Source organism: Streptococcus fryi (assembly GCF_053206505.1).
Genome location: NZ_JBRUGW010000029.1, coordinates 1 through 19,192, shown reverse-complemented (window position 1 = coordinate 19,192; position 19,192 = coordinate 1). Strand labels below are relative to the sequence as shown.

Genomic DNA, 19,192 nt, shown 5'->3' with positions numbered 1-19,192 from the left:
CCGATGAAATCATCAGACGAGGTTTTTATGGTTATTAATTAATTTTCCAAAGCTTGTGCTGCTGTTAAAATAGCCAATTTGTAAATATCTTCATCGTTTGAACCACGTGATAAATCATTGATTGGCTTGTTTAATCCTTGAAGGATTGGACCAATTGCTTCGAATAAACCAAGACGTTCAGCAATCTTATAACCAATATTTCCAGATTGAATTTCTGGGAAGATAAAGACGTTAGCATACCCCGCAACTTTACTTCCTGGTGCTTTAATTTTCGCAGCTGCTGGTACAAAGGCCGCATCAAATTGAAGCTCACCGTCAATACGTAAATCTGGACGCATTTCATTTGCTAGACGAGTTGCTTCTGCCACCTTATCAACATCTGGTGATTTACCAGAGCCCTTAGTTGAAAAACTCAACATCGCTACGTTTGGATCAATGTCAAATAACTTAGCTGTATCAGCTGTGTTAATGGCGATTTCAGCCAATTCTTGAGCATTTGGATTGATATTGATAGCACAATCTCCAAAGATAAAACGCTGTTTTGTCGATTCACGGTTCATGATAAAAATACCTGATGTCCGAGAAATACCTGGCTTAGTCTTAATGATTTGAAGAGCTGGACGTACAGTATCAGCTGTTGAATGGTTAGCACCACTCACCATCCCATCAGCAAGCCCCATATGAACAAGCATAACACCAAAATAGTTAACATCCTGAAGAATTTCATCAGCTTGTTCTTCGCTGACCTTACCCTTACGAACAGCTAAAAATTCTTGTTTCATATACTCTGCATGAACATAGTTTTTAGGATCGATAATAGTAATATTATTCATCGGAAATCCTGCTTCAATCAGCAAAGCTTTTGTATAAACTTCATCTCCTAAAATAATTGGCTCCAAAATCCCTTCTGCTTTCAAACGACCTGCTGCAGTGATAACACGCAAGTCGTCTCCTTCTGGAAAGACGATTTTTAAATCTTTACCTGCAATTTTTGACTTCAATGTGCCAAACAATGTTTCCATGAAATATCCACCCTCTAAAAAGGAAAGCATCAACTTTCCTTTAAACTATTTTTTTCTTGTAAATATATGATAACGCTATCAAGGTCATCTGTCAAGTAACTTGCAATCTCCAGCCTCTTTTCTGTAAATGGGTGAATAAATGATAGATAATGACAATGTAGAGCTTGTCGTTGAATACCGTAATCTAAACTACCACCATAAAGATCATCCCCAAGCAATGGATGTCCAATATGAGAAAAATGCACACGAATTTGATGAGTTCTTCCTGTGTGAAGCTTAATATCAACTAATTTAACTCGTTCGATTTGTTTGACAAGCTTAAAACTGGTATGAGCAAACTTTCCAGATTCGTGTACTCTTCTAGTAATAATACTATCCACATCACGCGCAATCGGTGCGATAATTTCGCCTTCATCAGGTAAATCATCTTCTCCAGAAACCAAAGCATAGTAACGTTTTTCTATTGTTTTTGCTTGTAGTTGCTTATCTAAGCGAGCATGAGCATAGCCATGTTTCGCAAAAAGCATCAGTCCACTCGTATCACGATCCAATCTTGTCACAATATGAATTTGCTGATTAGGATTACCTTGTTCAATGAGATAATGCTTGACAAAATTAGCCATAGTATTGGAATGAATACTACTAGGAATACTGGCAAAACCTGCTGGTTTATCTATCACTAAAAAATGATCATCCTCATAAACAATCTTCAAAGGCATTTTGACTGGCTTTAAATCATCAAAGCCTTCCTCATCAGGAATATCTATGCTCACAACATCACCGATTTGAAGAGGATAAATCGCGTTTTGTTCAACATGATTGACAAAGATATTGCCTCCTCGAAATTTGATTTTAGCGAGTAAGCCTCTCGAAATATCGTGTTCTTTAAGAAGCGTTTTAACCTTACATGGTCTCGTTGCGATAAAGTCAAATCTCATGAGTCACACGCTCCAATAAAGGCATCTTTGACCCTCTCCCAGAAACTGGTGTGCCAAGGTGAAGCTACAAAATGAATTTTTGCATCATCTAATTCGTACTGTAACTTCAATACATTTTTGAGATGATAGGTTTTATTATCAATAGAGACGATATAACTCCCTGAACGAATCGGAACAATTTCAATTTTATCCTTGCTAGGAATAATCATGGAGGAACCTAACGTACGATAGACCCTATTGTTAAGACTTGCGATTTCCGTTAGCTGAAGTGCTTCAATAGTCGGATGCAAAACAGCTCCTCCTAACGATTTATTATACGCTGTCGAGCCTGTTGGAGTAGCAACAAGTAATCCATCACCTCTAAAACGTTCTAATTTCACTTGATTAATCACAACATCAGCTACCATCGTCTTTTCAATACGTTTTATTGTAGCCTCATTCAGGGCTCGAGCTGTAATCACACGTCCATCACCTAAACTAATTATAACTTTCAAAATCGGATAAGATATGCTCACTCCCTTGTCCTTACGAAGATTATCAATCAAATCCTCAATTTCTCTATCTAAATAGTCAGCATAAAAACCTAAGTGACCGGTATGCACACCAACAAATCTAATCCGATCAAGTTCTTTTTCGTACATGTGAAAAGCTGATAAAAGCATACCATCGCCACCAATTGTAATCACAATGTCAGGATTTTTTTTGGTCAAATAAAACAATGGATCAGACTTAAGGTTTTGGAACAATTTAGAAACTACTCGTTTGCTTTGCGGCTTTCCATTAGCTATTATTGCCACTTTTATCTTATCTGTATAGTTCGTCTGTGTCATCGCTATTTCCTACACCATCACTTAATTTTCTACTTTCGGAATCAAATAAAAGTTGCGCTTCTCTGATATCATCCCTAATTTTCCGCATCTCTTCATCCAATTGAAAAGCTATCTTTGAGGTAATCTCCAAACGCTTTTTGATTTCGTCCGGAAATTCACCTCTATATTTGTAATTCAATGAATGCTCAATAGTTGCCCAAAAATTCATCGCTAATGTCCGAATCTGAATTTCTGCTAAGACCTTTTTTTGCCCACTAATTGTATCAACAGGATATTCAATAATGACATGATAAGAACGATAACCACTATCTTTCATATTGTTAATATAGTCCCGTTCATGAACAATTTGCATATCTTTTCGCTTACGGAGAAGAGATAAAACTTCATCAACGTCATCAACAAATTGAACCATAACTCTCAAACCTGCAATATCCTGCATATCTTGCGCAAGGTTTTCTTCTTTAATGGCCCTTAAAACCATCTTTTCTTGAATACTTTCAATGGGTTTTACACGACCGGTCACAAACTCAATCGGTGAATGCATATTTTGTTTACGAAATTGTTTACGAATCCCACGAAGTTTAATTTTTAACTCCCCAACCGTTTGAATGTAGGGGTCTAAAAAGGCTTCCCAGTCAATTGCCATACCATCTCCTCCTGTCATAAACGCTATCATTACACTACCAAACAACATTTTTCACCACTATTATTCTTCACTCAGTGATGACCTCAAAGAACTAATCCTTTGTCATCTTAAAGCTAGTAAACTGCTTTTGGTAGCTTTTCTTGTCAAAAAGGTTAGTTTTTTATAAAATGAAATTAACTTATTTAATTATATCATAATTTTGAAACTTTTAATATCAGCAGTCCCAGCTATGTTTCAGAATATACATACCTTATTGGAAAGGACTCTTATGCCAAATTTAGAAATTGAATATAAGACACTACTAACAAAAGATGAGTTCAATCGCTTAGAAATGCAGTTGCAAAGTATCAAACCTATCACACAAACCAACTATTATATTGACAGTGATGAGTTTATTCTCAAAGCCAATCGGATGTCTCTACGCATACGTACTCTTGCCAATCGTGCTGAATTAACATTGAAAATTCCTCAAGAGATCGGAAATCAGGAATATAATCAAAATCTTGAACTAAATGATGCCAAAGACATTATCAAAACACTGCAATTACCTGAAGGACAAATTAAAGATCTGCTTATAACGCACCATATTCCACTTGAACAACTAAAAGTCCTAGGAAATCTAACAACGATGAGACGAGAAACAGAAACCCCCATCGGTTTACTAGCCTTAGACTATAATCAATATGCTCACATCAAAGATTATGAGCTTGAATTAGAAGTAAGCGATGCCCAACAAGGTGAAAAAGATTTTAAGGACTTCTTAGCTAAAAATAATATTAACTTTAAATATGCTAAAAGCAAAGTTGCACGCTTTAGTGCAACACTTAAAGGTCAATGATTTGAGATAAGCTTGTAAGAAAGCAAGCAAAAAATCAATATCTTTGTTATAATAATAATGAATCTTTTTTCACAATAGTTTTAAACAAAAGGAGCCATAATTGACATGCTAGAACGTCACACAGATAGACCGTTAAAACTTTTCTCACTCACTTCAAATACTGCCATCGCTGAGAAAATCGCTCAAGCTGCAGGAATCCCTCTTGGAAAACTATCTTCAAGACAATTTTCTGATGGTGAAATCATGATCAACATTGAAGAGAGTGTCCGTGGAGCAGACATTTATATCATTCAATCAACAAGTTTCCCTGTCAATGATCACCTTTGGGAGCTCTTGATTATGATTGATGCTTGTAAACGTGCCAGCGCAAACTCAATTAATATCGTCGTTCCGTATTTCGGTTACTCAAGACAAGACCGTATTGCCAAATCGCGTGAACCTTTAACTGCAAAATTAGTAGCTAATATGTTAGTGAAAGCAGGGGTTGACCGTGTTTTAACCCTAGATCTACACGCTGTTCAAGTCCAAGGTTTCTTCGATATTCCAGTTGATAACCTCTTTACTGTCCCTCTCTTTGCAAGACACTATATTGAAAAAGGCCTTGTTGGTGATGATATTGTAATCGTCAGTCCTAAAAATTCAGGGATTAAACGCGCCCGTAGCCTAGCAGAAATCTTAGATGCCCCTATTGCCATTATTGATTATGCCCAAGATGATTCTCACCGTGAAGAAGGCTATATCATCGGTGAAGTTGCTGGTAAAAAAGCTATTTTAATCGATGATATTTTAAATACTGGTAAGACTTTTGCTGAAGCTGCTAAAATTGTTGAACGAGATGGTGCTACAGAAATTTATGCTGTCGCAAGTCATGGCTTATTCGCTGGTGGTGCTGCTGATATTTTAGATACAACACCAATTAAAGAAATCCTTGTCACTGACTCAGTTAGCACAAAAGAACGCGTGCCAGATAACACCGTCTATCTTTCGGCAAGTCAACTAATGGCAGAAGCTATCATACGTATCCACGAGAGACTACCACTAAGTCCACTATTCTCTTATCGTCCAAACAAGGAAACTAATTAATGATTTATTTAGACAATGCAGCAACAACTGCCTTGACCACAGAAGTCATAACTGCCATGACCAACGTCATGCAAGACACCTTTGGAAATCCGTCTAGTCTACATACTTACGGACGAAAGGCCAGTCAGCTACTCAGGCAAGCTCGTCAAACCATTGCAGAGCTACTACAAACCAGTTCTAATCATATCACTTTTACATCTGGTGGAAGCGAATCAAATAACATGGCTATAAAAGGCTATGCTCTCGCTAATCAATCCAAAGGAAAACACCTAATTACCACGTCTATTGAACATCATTCTGTTTTAGATGTCATGTCTTATTTATCAGAACGCTTTGGGTTTGAAGTCACCTACTTACAGCCACAAAATGGTACCATCAGTGCCCAACAAGTTTCAGAGGCCTTACGAGATGATACTATTTTGGTTAGCATAATGGCTGCTAACAACGAAACAGGTGCACTCCTGCCAATTGCTGAGATTGGTCAAGTTCTATCCCACCATCAAGCAGTTTTTCATGTTGATGCCGTCCAAGCACTAGGTAAAATCAAAGTACTCCCTGAAGAATGGCAAATTGACTTGTTATCTGCTTCAGCCCATAAATTTCATGGTCCAAAGGGAGTTGGGTTACTTTATGCCAAACCACTGATTATGGATAAACTCATTCATGGCGGCAATCAAGAAAATAAAAAACGAGCAAGTACTGAAAACCTAATCGGTATTAGTGGAATGGTAGAAGCTTTAAAAACTGCTATTTCAGAACAAGAAAAAAATCTTGCAATTATTACTGAACTCAAGCAAGCCTTTTTGGAATCACTCGGGGACTTACCTTACTATCTCAATCAATCCGAGGAAACTTTGCCCCACATTATCAATATCGGGTTTCCTTCAGCTAATAACGCTACCCTTTTGACCCAATTAGACTTAGCTGGTTTTGCAGTGTCAACTGGCTCAGCTTGTACTGCAGGCTTGGTAGAACCTAGTCATGTCTTAAAAGCCTTTTACGGCGAACAATCAAACAGACTCACTGAATCAATCCGTATCAGCCTATCTGAACTTAATACTATAGAAGAAGTTAATCAACTAGCTGATACCTTAACTAACTTATTAAAGAGGTGATTACATGGCATTTGAAAAAACAATTAGACCAACTGGAAGCCCAGTCAGCTATACTATAAGTCCCAATATCAAACGATATACCCTAAAGGATACTACATTTATGCAGACAAAGCTGGGTAACTACGAGTTAACACGCTTATTAGAAAAAGTCCCTAACAGCGGTGAAGGATTCTTACTCAAAATTGCCGTCAATAAAGATTTAACTGGTTTTAAATTAACCATTACAGACAAATCAGGACTCAAATCAGTTAATATTTTTAAGTCCGATGACCATAAAATCATTCAAGATAAATTTAACTTCTTAATGAACAGCCTTGTCGAACGTGACATTTTCATCAAAAATGCCGATTAAGCAAATCAATTGTCAAAATCATTATTTTTATCTATACTAGTCACATAATAATTTAATGAGAAGACAATCATATTAAAATGATCGCCTTCGGAGGAGAACTTATGATTGAGATTACTTATCTAAACGCCGCTAAGCAAGAACAAACACTCTCTTATCCAGACTACGACAGCTACCAAAGATCTCAAATGGCATGTAGTATTCCTATTGCTGACCATTATGAAGTCGTTAAACTAACCTTTAATGGTCATGAACTGGACTATAAAGGTACCATTGGTGGTGTCTATTACTTCTTAATCAAACAAGATTTAACTCAGTTTAACTAATAAACACCTCACCTTAAATTTATTAAGAAAATTGTTGCTTTTTTCACAAACTTTATCTAAAATAGAGTTAGGATATTTTTCACAATTTAAAAATAAATTTAAGCCAAGGAGTAACAAAAAGCAATGATTGATAAAACCATTCCTAACGCAACAGCCAAGCGTCTCTCACTTTATTATCGTATCTTCAAACGGTTTAATGCCGAAAACATTCAAAAAGCTAGTTCAAAACAGATTGCAGATGCTATTGGTATTGATTCCGCTACTGTTCGAAGGGACTTCTCCTATTTTGGTGAATTAGGCCGTCGTGGCTTTGGTTATGATGTTAAGAAACTGATGAATTTCTTTGCTGAAATTTTAAACGATAACGCTCTTACCAATGTGCTTTTAGTTGGTGTAGGTAATATCGGTAGTGCTTTGCTTCATTATCGTTTCCATGAGCGTAACAAAATGCAAATCACAATGGCATTCGATACTGAAGATCACAAACTAATCAATACCACAACGCCCGATGGTATTCCTATCTTTGCTATCACACAGCTCAAACAAAAACTTGCTGAATCAGATATCAAAACAGCTATTTTGACAGTACCTAGTGTCAAAGCACAAGAGGTCGCTGATTTGCTTGTGGATGCTGGTATCGAGGGTATTCTCTGCTTTTCACCAGTTAACCTTCAATTACCACCACATGTTGTCGTTCAGTATGTTGATTTGACCTGTGAGTTACAGACCCTACTTTACTTTATGAACCAAAAATAGTATGATGATAACTGCTTTTATAGAGTTCATCATCATAACATCTAACAGATTAAATGCAAACAGGTTAACATCTCCTTAAACGACCTTGTTAACCTGTTTTATCTTTTAAGGAGTAACTATGTCTAAACCTATTATTGGCATCACTGCCAACCAACGTCTAAAACGTGATCTAGATAATATTCCTTGGGCTTATGCTCCTGCAGGATTTGTGGAAGCTATCAAAAAAGCTGGGGGTATTCCACTTCTTTTGCCTATCGGCGACGAAGAAGCTGCCAAAGAATATGTGAATATGGTTGACAAAGTCATCTTGACAGGTGGCCAAAATGTTGATCCTCAATTTTACGGAGAAGAGAAAAAAGCGCTCAAAGATGACTATTCTTTGGAACGTGATCTCTATGAAATAGCCATTATTAAAGAAAGCCTCAAGCAAAATAAACCTCTATTCACTGTCTGCCGTGGTATGCAACTAACAAATGTTGTTTTAGGGGGCAACCTTAATCAACACATTGAAGATCATTGGCAAAGTGAAGAACCTAATGTGCTTACACAAACCATTAGTATCTCAGATGATTCATCTCTTAGTAAAATTTATGGAACAGAGACTAAAATCAATTCTTTTCATCGTCAATCTATAAAAAAATTAGCTGACGGCTTGAAAGTTATTGCTCGTAGCCCTGAAGACGATACTATTGAAGCTATTACTTTTGAAGACCCAGATAAGCATTTCTTAGGCGTTCAATGGCATCCAGAATTTCTTTGCCATACACGTGATATTGATCAAGCTTTGTTTGATTATATCGTGAACGAGCTCTAAAGCATATCCGTTTCTTCTCTGAAACTATAATAACTTTTTCGACCAACGATGATGTGATCTAGGAAGACAACTCCTAAGTCGTCACATGATCGTTTTATTTTTTCAGTAAACTCTAAATCACTCTGACTCGGCTGACATAATCCTGACGGATGATTATGAACAACAATTAATGAGGTGGCCATCGTCCGACATGCATAATGTAAAATTTCTCTTGGTTCTGCAATAGACCGTCTCACTGTACCTATAAAAATCGTCTTTTGTTCGATAATGCGATTTTGAGTATCAAGATACAAGGCGACCAAATGCTCTTGTTTTTCATGACCGATTTCAAGCATCATCTTGTTGGCCAGACGCTCACTACTTAAAATCCGTTCTTTCTGGCTATATTCAGCTGAACGAATACGCTTAGCTAGTTCTATCATAGCTTTAATCTCAATGGACTTAACCGGTCCAATACCAGACAATTGTTGTAATTCCTGTAGCGAAAGATGCTCCAAGTCGGCTATACTGTTTAACTTTTTCAAAATTGCATTGGCAAGATTGAGTACATGTTCTTTTTTACTACCAGTTCTAAGTACAATAGCTAATAATTCTTGATTGCTTAATTGCTCTGCCCCTTGACTGAGCAAGCGTTCTCTAGGTAACAGTGCTTCTTCATTCCATTCAATACAGTACATATTCGACCTCCATCTTACTATTCGTAATTAGTTAGAAAATAGTAGTAAACCATATCACGAATCTACAATGGTAGCAAAAAATCGTCTCATCGCTTTAACAGAGATGAGACGAACATTGATTATGTTAAGGCTAAGAATTTTTCTTGACCTTTTATAGCTGCACTTGTTTATGTTTTTTATGGGTGTAGTCTTTAATAATTTGGTACAAAGTCGCAAAGATAGGAACCGAAATAAGCATACCTAATATACCTCCAACGGCACCTCCAACGGTAATCGCCAACAAGACCCACATGCCTGGCAGGCCAATGGAACCTCCAACAACACGAGGATATATTAAGTTTCCCTCTAATTGTTGTAAAATAATGGTAAAGATTAGAAAAAGCATCGCCTGTTCAAATGATTGTGTCATGATTAAAATCATACCAACAGCTGTCCCAATCATACCTCCAACAACAGGTATTAAAGCTGTAAATGAAATCAAAACTCCAATAGTAGCCACATATGGTAAGCCTAAAAGCAACATACCAATGGCAGTCAAACCACCAAGAATCATTGCTTCCAGAGTCTGACTAACAAAGAAACCATGAAATCGTTGATGTAAAATATTCAACACATAGTGTACTAGCTTTGCTTGTCTAGTCATAAAAGTATCTAACAACAAGTTAAATTGACGACCAAGTGTCTCTTTACTACCTAAAACATAAATGGAGAAGATAAGGCTAAGGAAAAGGTTCATCAAAGTCGAAGCAATTGAACTAACAGAGGTCAAAAGACCAGTTAATGTTGCTAAAACTTGATTCAAGACTTGCTGACTGGAATCTGCAATCAATCGACCAAGTTCGACATCTGAGCCAAACATTTTCAAGCCTTTAGCTACCCATTTATTATGCTGTACGTCATCTATCAGCGCCTGAATATCAGCTGGATTGATTTTTAATAAAGACTGTAAGCTATCAATCAAATCGGGTAAAACAATCGCAAAAATCATAAAGACAACAATCATGAAAGTTAAATAGGCCATTAATAACGATAAACCACGCTTCATAGCTAATAACTTTGGCACTTTAACAAAGCGTTCAAATACTCTCTCATAGGCACTCATAACGATATTAACCACATAGGCAATACCAGCTCCCATTAAAAAAGGCTGAATTGTCTTAAAAATAGTCCTCAAAAAACCAGCACCATGTGCCCAATTAGACTGGATAAATAAACAAATAACAAATGTTAAAACAATATAATAAATGGTCTTCTTCTCAAATTTCAAGTCTTAAATCGCTCCTTTTTTTTATTACATTATACACTAAAATAGAGCTCTTGTCCCTCTATCAGAATAATTATTATCTGTAGTGAATGTTCAATAGCATCGGGTATAAATAGTCTACAGCTTCCTTGAGGATGAGCCTATCTCTTTCCTTTAGAAAAACCTGCTGCAGTGTTCTGGTTTGCTGCGTTATAAGCTTTTCCATAGCTTTGAATACATTAATCTCTAAAACTGTTAAACCATCATGTTTTTCACCATCATCCAACTGTGCTTCTCCTTTTCGGATAACCTTTCCTATAAAGCAATGGTTTAATTGACGATAGTGATTTTCTTGTCGGTACTCGTTAATGAGCAAACATTTAGTTATGATTTGACACTCACAACCTGTTTCTTCTTTTATTTCACGATAAAAAGCTTCTTCTGGAGTCTCAAATGACATCATCCCTCCTCCAGGTAAACCATAAAAATCATGTTTTTCATACTTCATCAATAAGAGCTTATCATCTAAGAGAACAACTCCTCTAACTGCTTCTCGTGTGATAGGTCCTTCAAATATAAGCCCATCATACAAAGATATTCTTTTAACCATCTTAACTACCTCTATAAAAAGAGCTAGCAACACTCTTAATAGTAGAATGTTGCCTGCTATAACTATATAACCTAACTAATCTTTCTTACGATGTGGGAATGCAACCCCTAAACCAGCTACAAGACTAACTAAGCCAATGATTGTTCCTAAATAGGTGGTCTCACCTGTCTTAGGTAATATTTTTTCACTTGATGCCATTTTCATCACTTGAGATTGATCAAATTCATTTTGCTTGTCTCTCACAGGACTTGTTTGAAGATCAGTAACTTCTTCAGAGTCACTTTTAGAATAATGTTCCACTCTCACCAGTTTGTCTGTAGGCATATTTGCCTGTACCATCGTCTCTTTGTTAGGGTGACTAGATGGCGCCGTGGTATTCGAAGTCGGTTGATCCTCTTCTAGGCTTGGTGTTTTTGGCACCTCTGTCTCTGTTTTCTTGATAAATGGATTAAAATCAAGTTGTACAATCAATGGATCGTGATCAGAAGCTCTACCATGTTCTTCCATAAATGATGAATTGACATGAATAACATCAAATGCAATGTTGTCTAGGAGATTTTTTGACACAAGAATATTATCTAGACTTTGGTTGTTACCACGATAGAAATAAGTATACCTATCTTCTTTATGGTGACGACTGAGGAGATTGACTAACTCTTTTCCTTCAGCTGCTTTAATTGTCTCAGAAAACTCGAAATCATTAAAGTCTCCTGTTAAGACAAATTTGAGATTGGGATTTTGTGCCAAGCCTGATTTAACAAATTCATTTAACACTCTAGCTTGGGCAATACGGCTCATTTTTGAATGTTCAACAGCAGGCTGTACTTTGCCATATAGTGGATTATCACCATTTTTTGACTTCAGATGGTTTGCGATAACAATAACCTTTTCTCTCTTAAAGTCAAATTCTAAAGCTAGTGATTTTCTAACTCCTTTAAAGGCTGGATGATTAGGAGCAATCCTAGCTGGATTTTTAGCAAGCTCACCATTGACAAACACTGCTCCTTCATTAGTGCCTGCAATTTCTTTTTGAGGTAGGGAAACGCGTTCAGGATTGTATAGGAATGCTACACGGATATTAGCACCTGGTTTACCTCCATCAGCGTTATTCTCAGGAGCAATTTCAACATATTGGTAAACAGGACCGCCTAGCTCTTTTATTTTATTAGCGAGACGATGTCCACTGTCAACACCACTCGTCACACCATTATCTTGACTACCATTGTTATCCTGTACCTCAATGAGAGTGACAATATCAGGTTTTTCAATTTCATGGATAAAGGATTTAGCAATTTTCTCAACCTTCTCTTCTGGTGTTTCTTTATCTGTCGGATTAGCAGAGAAGTTCTCAATATTATAAGATGCAATCGTTAACTTATTGTCATCAAAAACAATCGTAGAGGCTTCTCGTTTCAAATCACCATTAACTTTTTGAGGTAAATTTAGGCCTCTAAGGTCTACCTTGTACTCACTGTAATCGTATGTTATTGTTCCAATCAGATTTTCAGAGAAAGCATCATTTGCTTTAGCAAGGTAGTTACGATTACTAATCAGTAATGCAACAACTTCCGTATTTTGTACTTCAGGTCGCAAGCTAATGCCATTTGCATTATTACGTTCGCCTCGATACCCCTCAGGTAAGACATATAAATTACCATATTTTTGCGGACCCAAGATTTGAGGCTTTGCAACCTCTACTCGCATACCTTCTAGACTTTCCCAGAAATCAATCGCATCCTGCTTAGGTTCAAATTGTGTTAGACCATCATCGTCAATCGTATTCTTCGGGATATTCTCGCCTAATAAAATAGGTCTTGGAAGATTGGCTGTGCCTTCTTTGATAATTTTACTAGCCATAAGCTGTGTTATGGTAAGGTCTGTCTGTTCTTTCTCCTTATAGCCTAATCCGTAAGATTCAACTACCAATCCCTCAACAGTCAATTGATCACCAACTGCTACTTTATCCTTGCTTGATACATAAATGGCATCTGATGTTTCTGATAATTGATCTGGTGTGATGTCTTGGATATAGAAACCTCTTTTATCATCAATTTTGGTAACAACCACATTTGAAACGACAACTTCTTTACCGACTAAAGGTGATGTATGTGAGGCTCCTTGAATAACGCCGATAGTCTCAACCTTTAGCTTATCTGTTACTTCATCTGAAAGTTCTACTTTGTTATCCTCAGAAACCACGATCTCTGATAAATCAGCTAGTTTAAGCTGGTATTTATCTTTAAATAGGGAAACAAAACCTTTTACAGAGATAATTTGGCGATTAGGTTGAATGACTGTTGAAACGTCATCAAATTGACCAGTAGCTCTATTATCGGCAAATACCTCTATAGTCTGACCATTCTTATCAACTGCTTTGATAATGGTATTCTTATACTTACCTTGAGATTTGACCTCAGTAACTGTCAACTGCGTCAATTCTACCTGTCTATCAACAAGTTCTTTGGTCAATGACGGGACTGTTGTTGGCGTCACTAAAACATCATTGTCTTTTGAAATAACGTTAATATCTTCTAGCTTGATCAGTTGCAAGTTCTTATTAAACTCACCAACAGTAGCTGTAAAGTTGACACGATCTCCTTTTTGCAAAGTCAAATCGCCTAAGTCATTTTTACCTGGATAGACATAAATACCTTGTTGATTGGCTAACTGAAGATAAAAGCCATCACCTCCCCATTTCCCTAGGTCTGATGCAATGACGCCTTCTACTTTGACAGTTTGAGCAACTGTCAATTGAGACTTATCAATCTCATATGACTCTGCTGTGTTACCTTCTGAAGCCCCATTTCTTGTCTCAGTCGCATCTGTTAAAGACACTGCCAAGAGCTTTTCAGAGTCAAGGTTATCCAATGATTCATTGCTATCACCAAATGACATCGTTTCTGAAGCAGAAGAATTCGGTAACTCATCTGATCCCTGTGTATTTGAAGGAATAGGCAATTCAAGAGAGGGACTAGATTCAGAATTAAATTCATCTGCATGAACTGTCCCATGAGTTAAGCTTAATACAATAAAAAGTCCCAATAAGCATGATACCATTCCAAATGCTTTAGATTTACGTAAACTAAAGCGTTGTTGAGATAAATCATTTGAAGTTTTCATTAGTTAAAGTCCTTTCTCATTTTCACATTTCATTATATCACAAATGAGAAATAAGGTTCGTCTACTTTGTAGTTTTTTATCATTTTATTTTATTTTTTTATCTATTTTTCGTTTTTATCTTACATTTATTGATATTTCATTTTATTGGTCCGTTTTTTGATACAATAAAACCTATCCAGTAGATCACTAGATAGGTAGTATGCTCTTAGTTGAGTTCAAGAAAATGATCAAGGATTTCTAGCACACCTTGATCCCGATGATGTGGTGCTATAAAATTGGCAGCAGCTTTGACTTTATCAGAAGCGTTAGTCATAGCATATGAATAGCCAGCCATTTTCAGTAATTCAATATCATTATCAGCATCACCAAACGCCATCACTTCTTCAGGAGAAACCTCCCAACGTTCAAGTAATTTTTGAAGCCCCCATGCTTTGTGAATACCAGTAGCAGACATATCTACGGAGCCATAGCCACTAGTTACTGCAGTAATATTTCCTGTAAAATGAGCATTAAAATCTGCAATCAAAGCGTCACATTGCTCAATCGGAAACATCATACTCATTTTGATATAGGATGCATCTTGAGGAAGAAGATTAAAATCTGAAATAAAGGTAATACGAGATAAAAACGCCGACATCTGTTCTTCTGAAATCATAAATTCATCAGGATTAAAGGTCGCCCCATCAACCATAAACATCCCTTGGTCAGTCTGAACAATCACTCTGTATTCTTTATGCTTACCTTGAAAATAATCTAAACAGGCAAAGACATCTTCTTTAGCTAAGTGATGATGAACAATTTCATATCCCTGCTCAATAACATGAGCTCCATTTTCAGCAACATAGCTAATGTCGTCAACCATACCATCAAATATCATGGCTAAACGTTCCATATGATTACCGCTCGCCACAACGAAGCGAATATCTCTTTCCTTTAACTGTGTCAATATATGCTCAAAACGCTGACGATCATAGCTTCCCTTGTCATCCAAAAAAGTACCATCCATGTCTGTTGCTATCACTTTAATCATACAATCTAACCTTTATCCTCTCAGGGGGGTGCAAAAATAGTCCCGTAGTTTCTCATCCCATTATAACACAGAAAACAAAAAAAGGCGTGCCAAACTGACACGCCCTTATCATTTATAAATCAATCTGTACGCCATTTTTAAAAGTTAGAGTAATTGTCTTGCCCTCTTTGATATCCAATCGCTCGACACTAGTCTGCCAGAGTTCTTGATTGAAGGCTGTGATGAGGTCATCCTGCTCTTTGAGTTGTTGGATAAAACGATCAAGCCTTATGCTTTTACTTTTCTGCTCTCCCAAGGTTGAATTGGTCTCATGTAGCTCTTTCTGTTTTTCTTGGTAGGCTATTAACAGAGTATCGTATTGCGTTTGATAAAGCTCTTGATTCTGAGCCTTCCTTGCATTCCTATCAACTAAATCCATTATGTCTTGTCGGATAGTTTCAAGTTGTTGCTCCAAATCATCAATCCTGTCTTCAAGTGGCAAGGTATTTTTTGCCATATCAATTAAAAGTGCTGTATTGGCAATAATCTCATCTCGATTACTGAGGAGCTGATTGATGGCTGAAAGGAACCAACCTTTAATCTCTTCCTCCGTCACATGAGGTGTCTGACATTTGTGCTCACCCTTATACTTGGCATTGCACTGGTAGATGGTTCGTTTGTACTTACTGGTCGAATGCCACACCTTACTTCCAAAAGCTGACCCACAATCACCGCAGAACAGCCTTCCTGTGAAGATATTACTGGTTTGCCGTTTCTTTTCCAACTTATCCAATTCAACCTGAACCAAATCAAAGACCGCTCGGTCAATAATGGCATCATGGTTGTTCTCCACGTAGTACTGAGGAAGTTCCCCTTCATTGGGTTTGGTGCTTTTCGTCAAAAAATCTGTTGTAAAACTTTTCTGAAGAAGGGCATCCCCCTTATATTTTTCATTCCTAAGCATACGCTTAACTGTGCCATAACTCCACTTACTTTTTCCTTGTGGGGTAGGAACACCTTTCAAAGTTAACTCTCTTGCGATTTTGTTGGGGTTGTTTCCCAATAAAACTTGATGAAAAATATACCTAACAACCTTGGCTTCTTCGTGGTCAATCTCAAACCCACCCGTGTCACTTTTCTTGAAACCTAGAACTTGGCTGTAGGAAAAAGTCACTTGTCCTTCAGCCAACTGACGTCTTCTCCCCCAAGTCACGTTCTCCGAAATGGAACGGCTCTCTTCTTGAGCGAGACTCGACATAATCGTGATAAGGAGTTCTCCTTTAGAATCAAAGGTCCAAATATTCTCCTTTTCAAAATAGATTTCCACATCTGCTTCCTTGAGTTTTCGTACCGTTGAAAGAGAATCAACCGTATTTCTCGCAAACCGACTGACTGACTTGGTCAGGATAAGGTCTATCTTACCGTCAAGGGCATCTTCAACCATTTCTTGAAAGCCAAGTCGCTTTTTCGTGTTTGTTCCACTAAGCCCTTCATCGGAATACATCTTGACAAATACCCAATCTGAGCGACTGTTGATGTAGTCTGTGTAATATGTCATCTGTGCTTCATAGGAAGTTGTTTGGTCTTCATGGTCAGTTGATACCCTAGCATAGCCTGCCACTCGTCGTTTGGTAAAACTCGGCAGGTCAAGTCTATGGCTTACTTGTTTGGCTGGTTCTATCGTGATGACTTTTTTCATATCTATCCTTTCTGAATGATGACGTGTTTTTCTTCGCCATTGCTACAGGTAACTTTAGCTTCATTGGTCACACTATTAAAAGCAATATGGTGAATATCTTCTGTCTTTAAGGTCTCACCAAAAGCTTGAAAGAGTTGTTTTTCTGTAATGGTACGTCCTAAACAAGCCTCAACACCCTTGGCATCTCTTGTCCTGCAGTAATACCTCACTCGCTTTTCTTGATTGGATTTAGCTTCCAAAGTCAAAAGCATATCTAAACCGCAGTGTTCACAGTAGACTTTGCCCTTGAGTTTGGCAACTGCTTCATGTTTTGAAGTCCGTCTCTTAGCACGTCGCTTTTTCTCTTGATTGACCTCTTGGAAATACTCTGGTGCCACAATGGCTTCATGGGCATGCTCAACGATATACTTTGTCATCTGCCCTTCATTTGGAACAGAACGACTACCAAACTTGTCTCGAAAGGTTTTCTGTAAAATCAGTCGTCCGCAGTAGGCTTCTTGGTCAAACATGTTGTAGATGACTCGCTTAGTGAATCGATTACCCTTTCTTGTTCTCTCACCCCTATCATCAAGGCGTTTAGCTATCTTGGGAGCTGAAAGACCTGCCATATACCAGTCAAAGACCTGTCTAACAATAGATGCTTCATGGGGTTCAATCACATACTCTTTCCCATTCCACCGATAACCAAAGATATCTTGGGGAATATAAGGTTTCCCTTCTTCAAAGCGTTTCTTCACTCGCCATCTGATGTTTTGACTGATAGACTGTGATTCTTCTTGCGCCATTGAAGCCAGTAAGGTTAAAAGCAACTCCCCTTCAGCGGTTAGGGTGTCAAGGTTCTCCTTTTCAAAGCGAACACTGATACCAAGTCTCTTTAACTCACGAACGGTTTCCAAAAGCTCCACCGTATTTCGACCAAAACGTGATATAGATTTGGTTAAAATAAGGTCAATCTTTCCCTTACGACAATCTTCAAGTAAGTGTTGAAAGTCTTGTCTATGGGATTGAGTTCGTCCACTAACGGCTGAGTCGCTGTAAACGCCCACATACTCCCATTCTGGATTTGCCTGTATCAATTGGCTGTAGTGACTCACTTGATTGGATAAGGACTGAAGTAAACTAGTATGCGAAACCCTAGTGTATGCGGCCACTCTTAACGTCTTGATGGCACCTACCTTTTGGGCTTGTATCGTTTTAATTTGTTTCATTGATACATCTCCTTTCGCTACTATATATCACTCTAAAGCCCTTATTTATCAAGTCTTTAGCCCACTAATTGACTCATAAATGGCTCATATGTTTCAAGCATTTTAGCCTTAAACTCTTGGAAAATGGTTTCAGTAATCAGTCCTTCTGATAGGAGTTGGTTAGCCTGAATCATACTTAATTGGTAGGCTATTTCATCCTCTAAATAGTCTTTTCTCATCTCTTTTCTCCAAATCTATCAGTCATATAACACTTGCGACTACAGTATTTTCTCTTGGGGTTAGCGTAGGAGGTAAACTTCCTCCTACATGCCAAACAAGCATGTGTTGAATAAGCTTGACGATTAACCTCATCTAAATGGCTATTCCAAAATGTCTGACGACAAGAGGTCCCGCAAAAGCGTTTCTTTTTCTTACCACCCATATGGGTCAAAACACGACCACAAGCATGACAATAATCTGGTAGGCTGGCATCTCTTTTGTCACCAGTCTGAATCGCCTCACGACGACAAAATGACTTAATCGTATTCAGTGATAAACAGAGCCTTACACCAATGGCTTTATAGCCAAGTCCCTGTTCTCGTAGATAACGTATAGCTGCTTTTTGTTCTGGTGTCATTTTATTCCTCCTAACTATTTAGGTGACTTTGAGAAGAATTTTTCCGGTTACTTTAAAAACTTTCTCTACCTTACTAAGTAAGGGTGAAGAGAATATTTCCGCATTTTTGAAAAAAAGAAAAAAGCCTGATGTTATAACCAGGCTTGAAGGCTATTATCCTAATCTGAACCAACCGATAACGTTACCGAGTTTAACTGTGCCAGTCGCATCATAAAGTGTCCCATCTGCCATCCAGACACGTTTCACTCGTCGAGTAATACCGCCACCACCAATTTCCAATTGGTCATTGAGGC

20 protein-coding genes are annotated in these 19,192 nt (G+C 37.6%); 7 read left to right on the top strand and 13 right to left on the bottom strand.

Annotated features, from left to right (window positions below):
* Positions 1-38 precede the first annotated feature (38 nt).
* The 4 genes from pta to yjbM are packed head-to-tail and all read right to left on the bottom strand — an operon-like array spanning position 39 to position 3,436.
* Positions 39-1,022 (bottom strand): phosphate acetyltransferase, encoded by a 984-nt coding sequence (gene pta, locus ACVRZH_RS07930; protein WP_447454761.1) that lies wholly within the window; start codon positions 1,020-1,022, stop codon positions 39-41.
* Positions 1,023-1,051: 29 nt separating this feature from the next.
* On the bottom strand, positions 1,052-1,960 hold the full coding sequence (locus ACVRZH_RS07925; RefSeq protein ID WP_447454760.1) for an RluA family pseudouridine synthase: 909 nt from the start codon (positions 1,958-1,960) through the stop codon (positions 1,052-1,054).
* Positions 1,957-2,790, bottom strand: a complete 834-nt coding sequence (locus ACVRZH_RS07920) for an NAD kinase (RefSeq protein ID WP_447454759.1) — start codon at positions 2,788-2,790, stop codon at positions 1,957-1,959. Before ACVRZH_RS07920 ends, ACVRZH_RS07925 begins: the two co-directional genes overlap by 4 nt.
* Positions 2,765-3,436 (bottom strand): GTP diphosphokinase, encoded by a 672-nt coding sequence (yjbM, locus tag ACVRZH_RS07915; RefSeq protein WP_447454758.1) that lies wholly within the window; start codon positions 3,434-3,436, stop codon positions 2,765-2,767. Before yjbM ends, ACVRZH_RS07920 begins: the two co-directional genes overlap by 26 nt.
* Before the next feature lie 268 nt (positions 3,437-3,704).
* On the opposite strand from yjbM, the gene ACVRZH_RS07910 reads away from it, so the two are divergent.
* The 7 genes from ACVRZH_RS07910 (at position 3,705) to ACVRZH_RS07880 (ending at position 8,717) form a co-directional block, all read left to right on the top strand.
* Positions 3,705-4,274, top strand: coding sequence for a CYTH domain-containing protein (locus tag ACVRZH_RS07910; RefSeq protein ID WP_447454757.1), 570 nt, complete (start codon positions 3,705-3,707; stop codon positions 4,272-4,274).
* A 105-nt stretch (positions 4,275-4,379) separates the two neighbouring features.
* Positions 4,380-5,357: a ribose-phosphate diphosphokinase gene (locus tag ACVRZH_RS07905; RefSeq protein WP_447454756.1), complete on the top strand. Its 978-nt coding sequence runs from the start codon at positions 4,380-4,382 to the stop codon at positions 5,355-5,357.
* Entirely contained in the window at positions 5,357-6,472 is a 1,116-nt protein-coding gene (locus tag ACVRZH_RS07900; RefSeq protein WP_447454755.1) for a cysteine desulfurase family protein, read from the top strand. Before ACVRZH_RS07905 ends, ACVRZH_RS07900 begins: the two co-directional genes overlap by 1 nt.
* A gap of 4 nt (positions 6,473-6,476) precedes the next feature.
* Positions 6,477-6,824 carry a DUF1831 domain-containing protein gene (locus ACVRZH_RS07895; protein WP_447454754.1) on the top strand — a complete coding sequence of 116 codons (348 nt, stop codon included), beginning with the start codon at positions 6,477-6,479 and terminating at the stop codon, positions 6,822-6,824.
* A gap of 101 nt (positions 6,825-6,925) precedes the next feature.
* On the top strand, positions 6,926-7,147 hold the full coding sequence (locus tag ACVRZH_RS07890; RefSeq protein WP_447454753.1) for a DUF4649 family protein: 222 nt from the start codon (positions 6,926-6,928) through the stop codon (positions 7,145-7,147).
* Between the two features lie 123 nt (positions 7,148-7,270).
* On the top strand, positions 7,271-7,903 hold the full coding sequence (locus ACVRZH_RS07885) for a redox-sensing transcriptional repressor Rex (protein ID WP_447454752.1): 633 nt from the start codon (positions 7,271-7,273) through the stop codon (positions 7,901-7,903).
* A gap of 118 nt (positions 7,904-8,021) precedes the next feature.
* Positions 8,022-8,717 carry a gamma-glutamyl-gamma-aminobutyrate hydrolase family protein gene (locus tag ACVRZH_RS07880; RefSeq protein WP_447454751.1) on the top strand — a complete coding sequence of 232 codons (696 nt, stop codon included), beginning with the start codon at positions 8,022-8,024 and terminating at the stop codon, positions 8,715-8,717.
* Here the strand turns inward: ACVRZH_RS07880 and radC are convergent.
* The 9 genes from radC to ACVRZH_RS07835 all read right to left on the bottom strand — a co-directional run bounded on the left by radC (position 8,714) and on the right by ACVRZH_RS07835 (position 18,899).
* Positions 8,714-9,394 (bottom strand): RadC family protein, encoded by a 681-nt coding sequence (gene radC / locus ACVRZH_RS07875; protein WP_447454750.1) that lies wholly within the window; start codon positions 9,392-9,394, stop codon positions 8,714-8,716. The two genes, ACVRZH_RS07880 and radC, sit on opposite strands and share 4 nt — an antisense overlap.
* A 151-nt stretch (positions 9,395-9,545) precedes the next feature.
* Complete coding sequence (locus tag ACVRZH_RS07870) at positions 9,546-10,661, bottom strand: AI-2E family transporter (protein ID WP_447454749.1); 1,116 nt, start codon at positions 10,659-10,661, stop codon at positions 9,546-9,548.
* Positions 10,662-10,734: 73 nt separating this feature from the next.
* Positions 10,735-11,247, bottom strand: a complete 513-nt coding sequence (locus tag ACVRZH_RS07865; RefSeq protein ID WP_447454748.1) for an NUDIX hydrolase — start codon at positions 11,245-11,247, stop codon at positions 10,735-10,737.
* A gap of 75 nt (positions 11,248-11,322) precedes the next feature.
* The gene (locus ACVRZH_RS07860) at positions 11,323-14,367 is read right to left on the bottom strand and encodes a DUF8508 domain-containing protein (RefSeq protein ID WP_447454747.1); all 3,045 of its coding nucleotides are present in this window, start codon (positions 14,365-14,367) and stop codon (positions 11,323-11,325) included.
* Positions 14,368-14,572: 205 nt separating this feature from the next.
* A complete protein-coding gene (locus tag ACVRZH_RS07855; RefSeq protein ID WP_447454746.1) occupies positions 14,573-15,397 on the bottom strand; it encodes a Cof-type HAD-IIB family hydrolase in 825 nt (274 codons plus the stop codon).
* A gap of 112 nt (positions 15,398-15,509) precedes the next feature.
* Positions 15,510-17,075: a recombinase family protein gene (locus ACVRZH_RS07850; protein WP_447454745.1), complete on the bottom strand. Its 1,566-nt coding sequence runs from the start codon at positions 17,073-17,075 to the stop codon at positions 15,510-15,512.
* A gap of 2 nt (positions 17,076-17,077) precedes the next feature.
* The gene (locus ACVRZH_RS07845) at positions 17,078-18,283 is read right to left on the bottom strand and encodes a recombinase family protein (RefSeq protein WP_447454744.1); all 1,206 of its coding nucleotides are present in this window, start codon (positions 18,281-18,283) and stop codon (positions 17,078-17,080) included.
* A gap of 56 nt (positions 18,284-18,339) precedes the next feature.
* Positions 18,340-18,501, bottom strand: a complete 162-nt coding sequence (locus ACVRZH_RS07840; RefSeq protein WP_447454743.1) for an SHOCT domain-containing protein — start codon at positions 18,499-18,501, stop codon at positions 18,340-18,342.
* Positions 18,498-18,899 (bottom strand): RNA polymerase subunit sigma-70, encoded by a 402-nt coding sequence (locus tag ACVRZH_RS07835; RefSeq protein WP_447454742.1) that lies wholly within the window; start codon positions 18,897-18,899, stop codon positions 18,498-18,500. The genes ACVRZH_RS07840 and ACVRZH_RS07835 overlap by 4 nt, the downstream gene beginning before the upstream one ends.
* Positions 18,900-19,192: the final 293 nt, after the last annotated feature.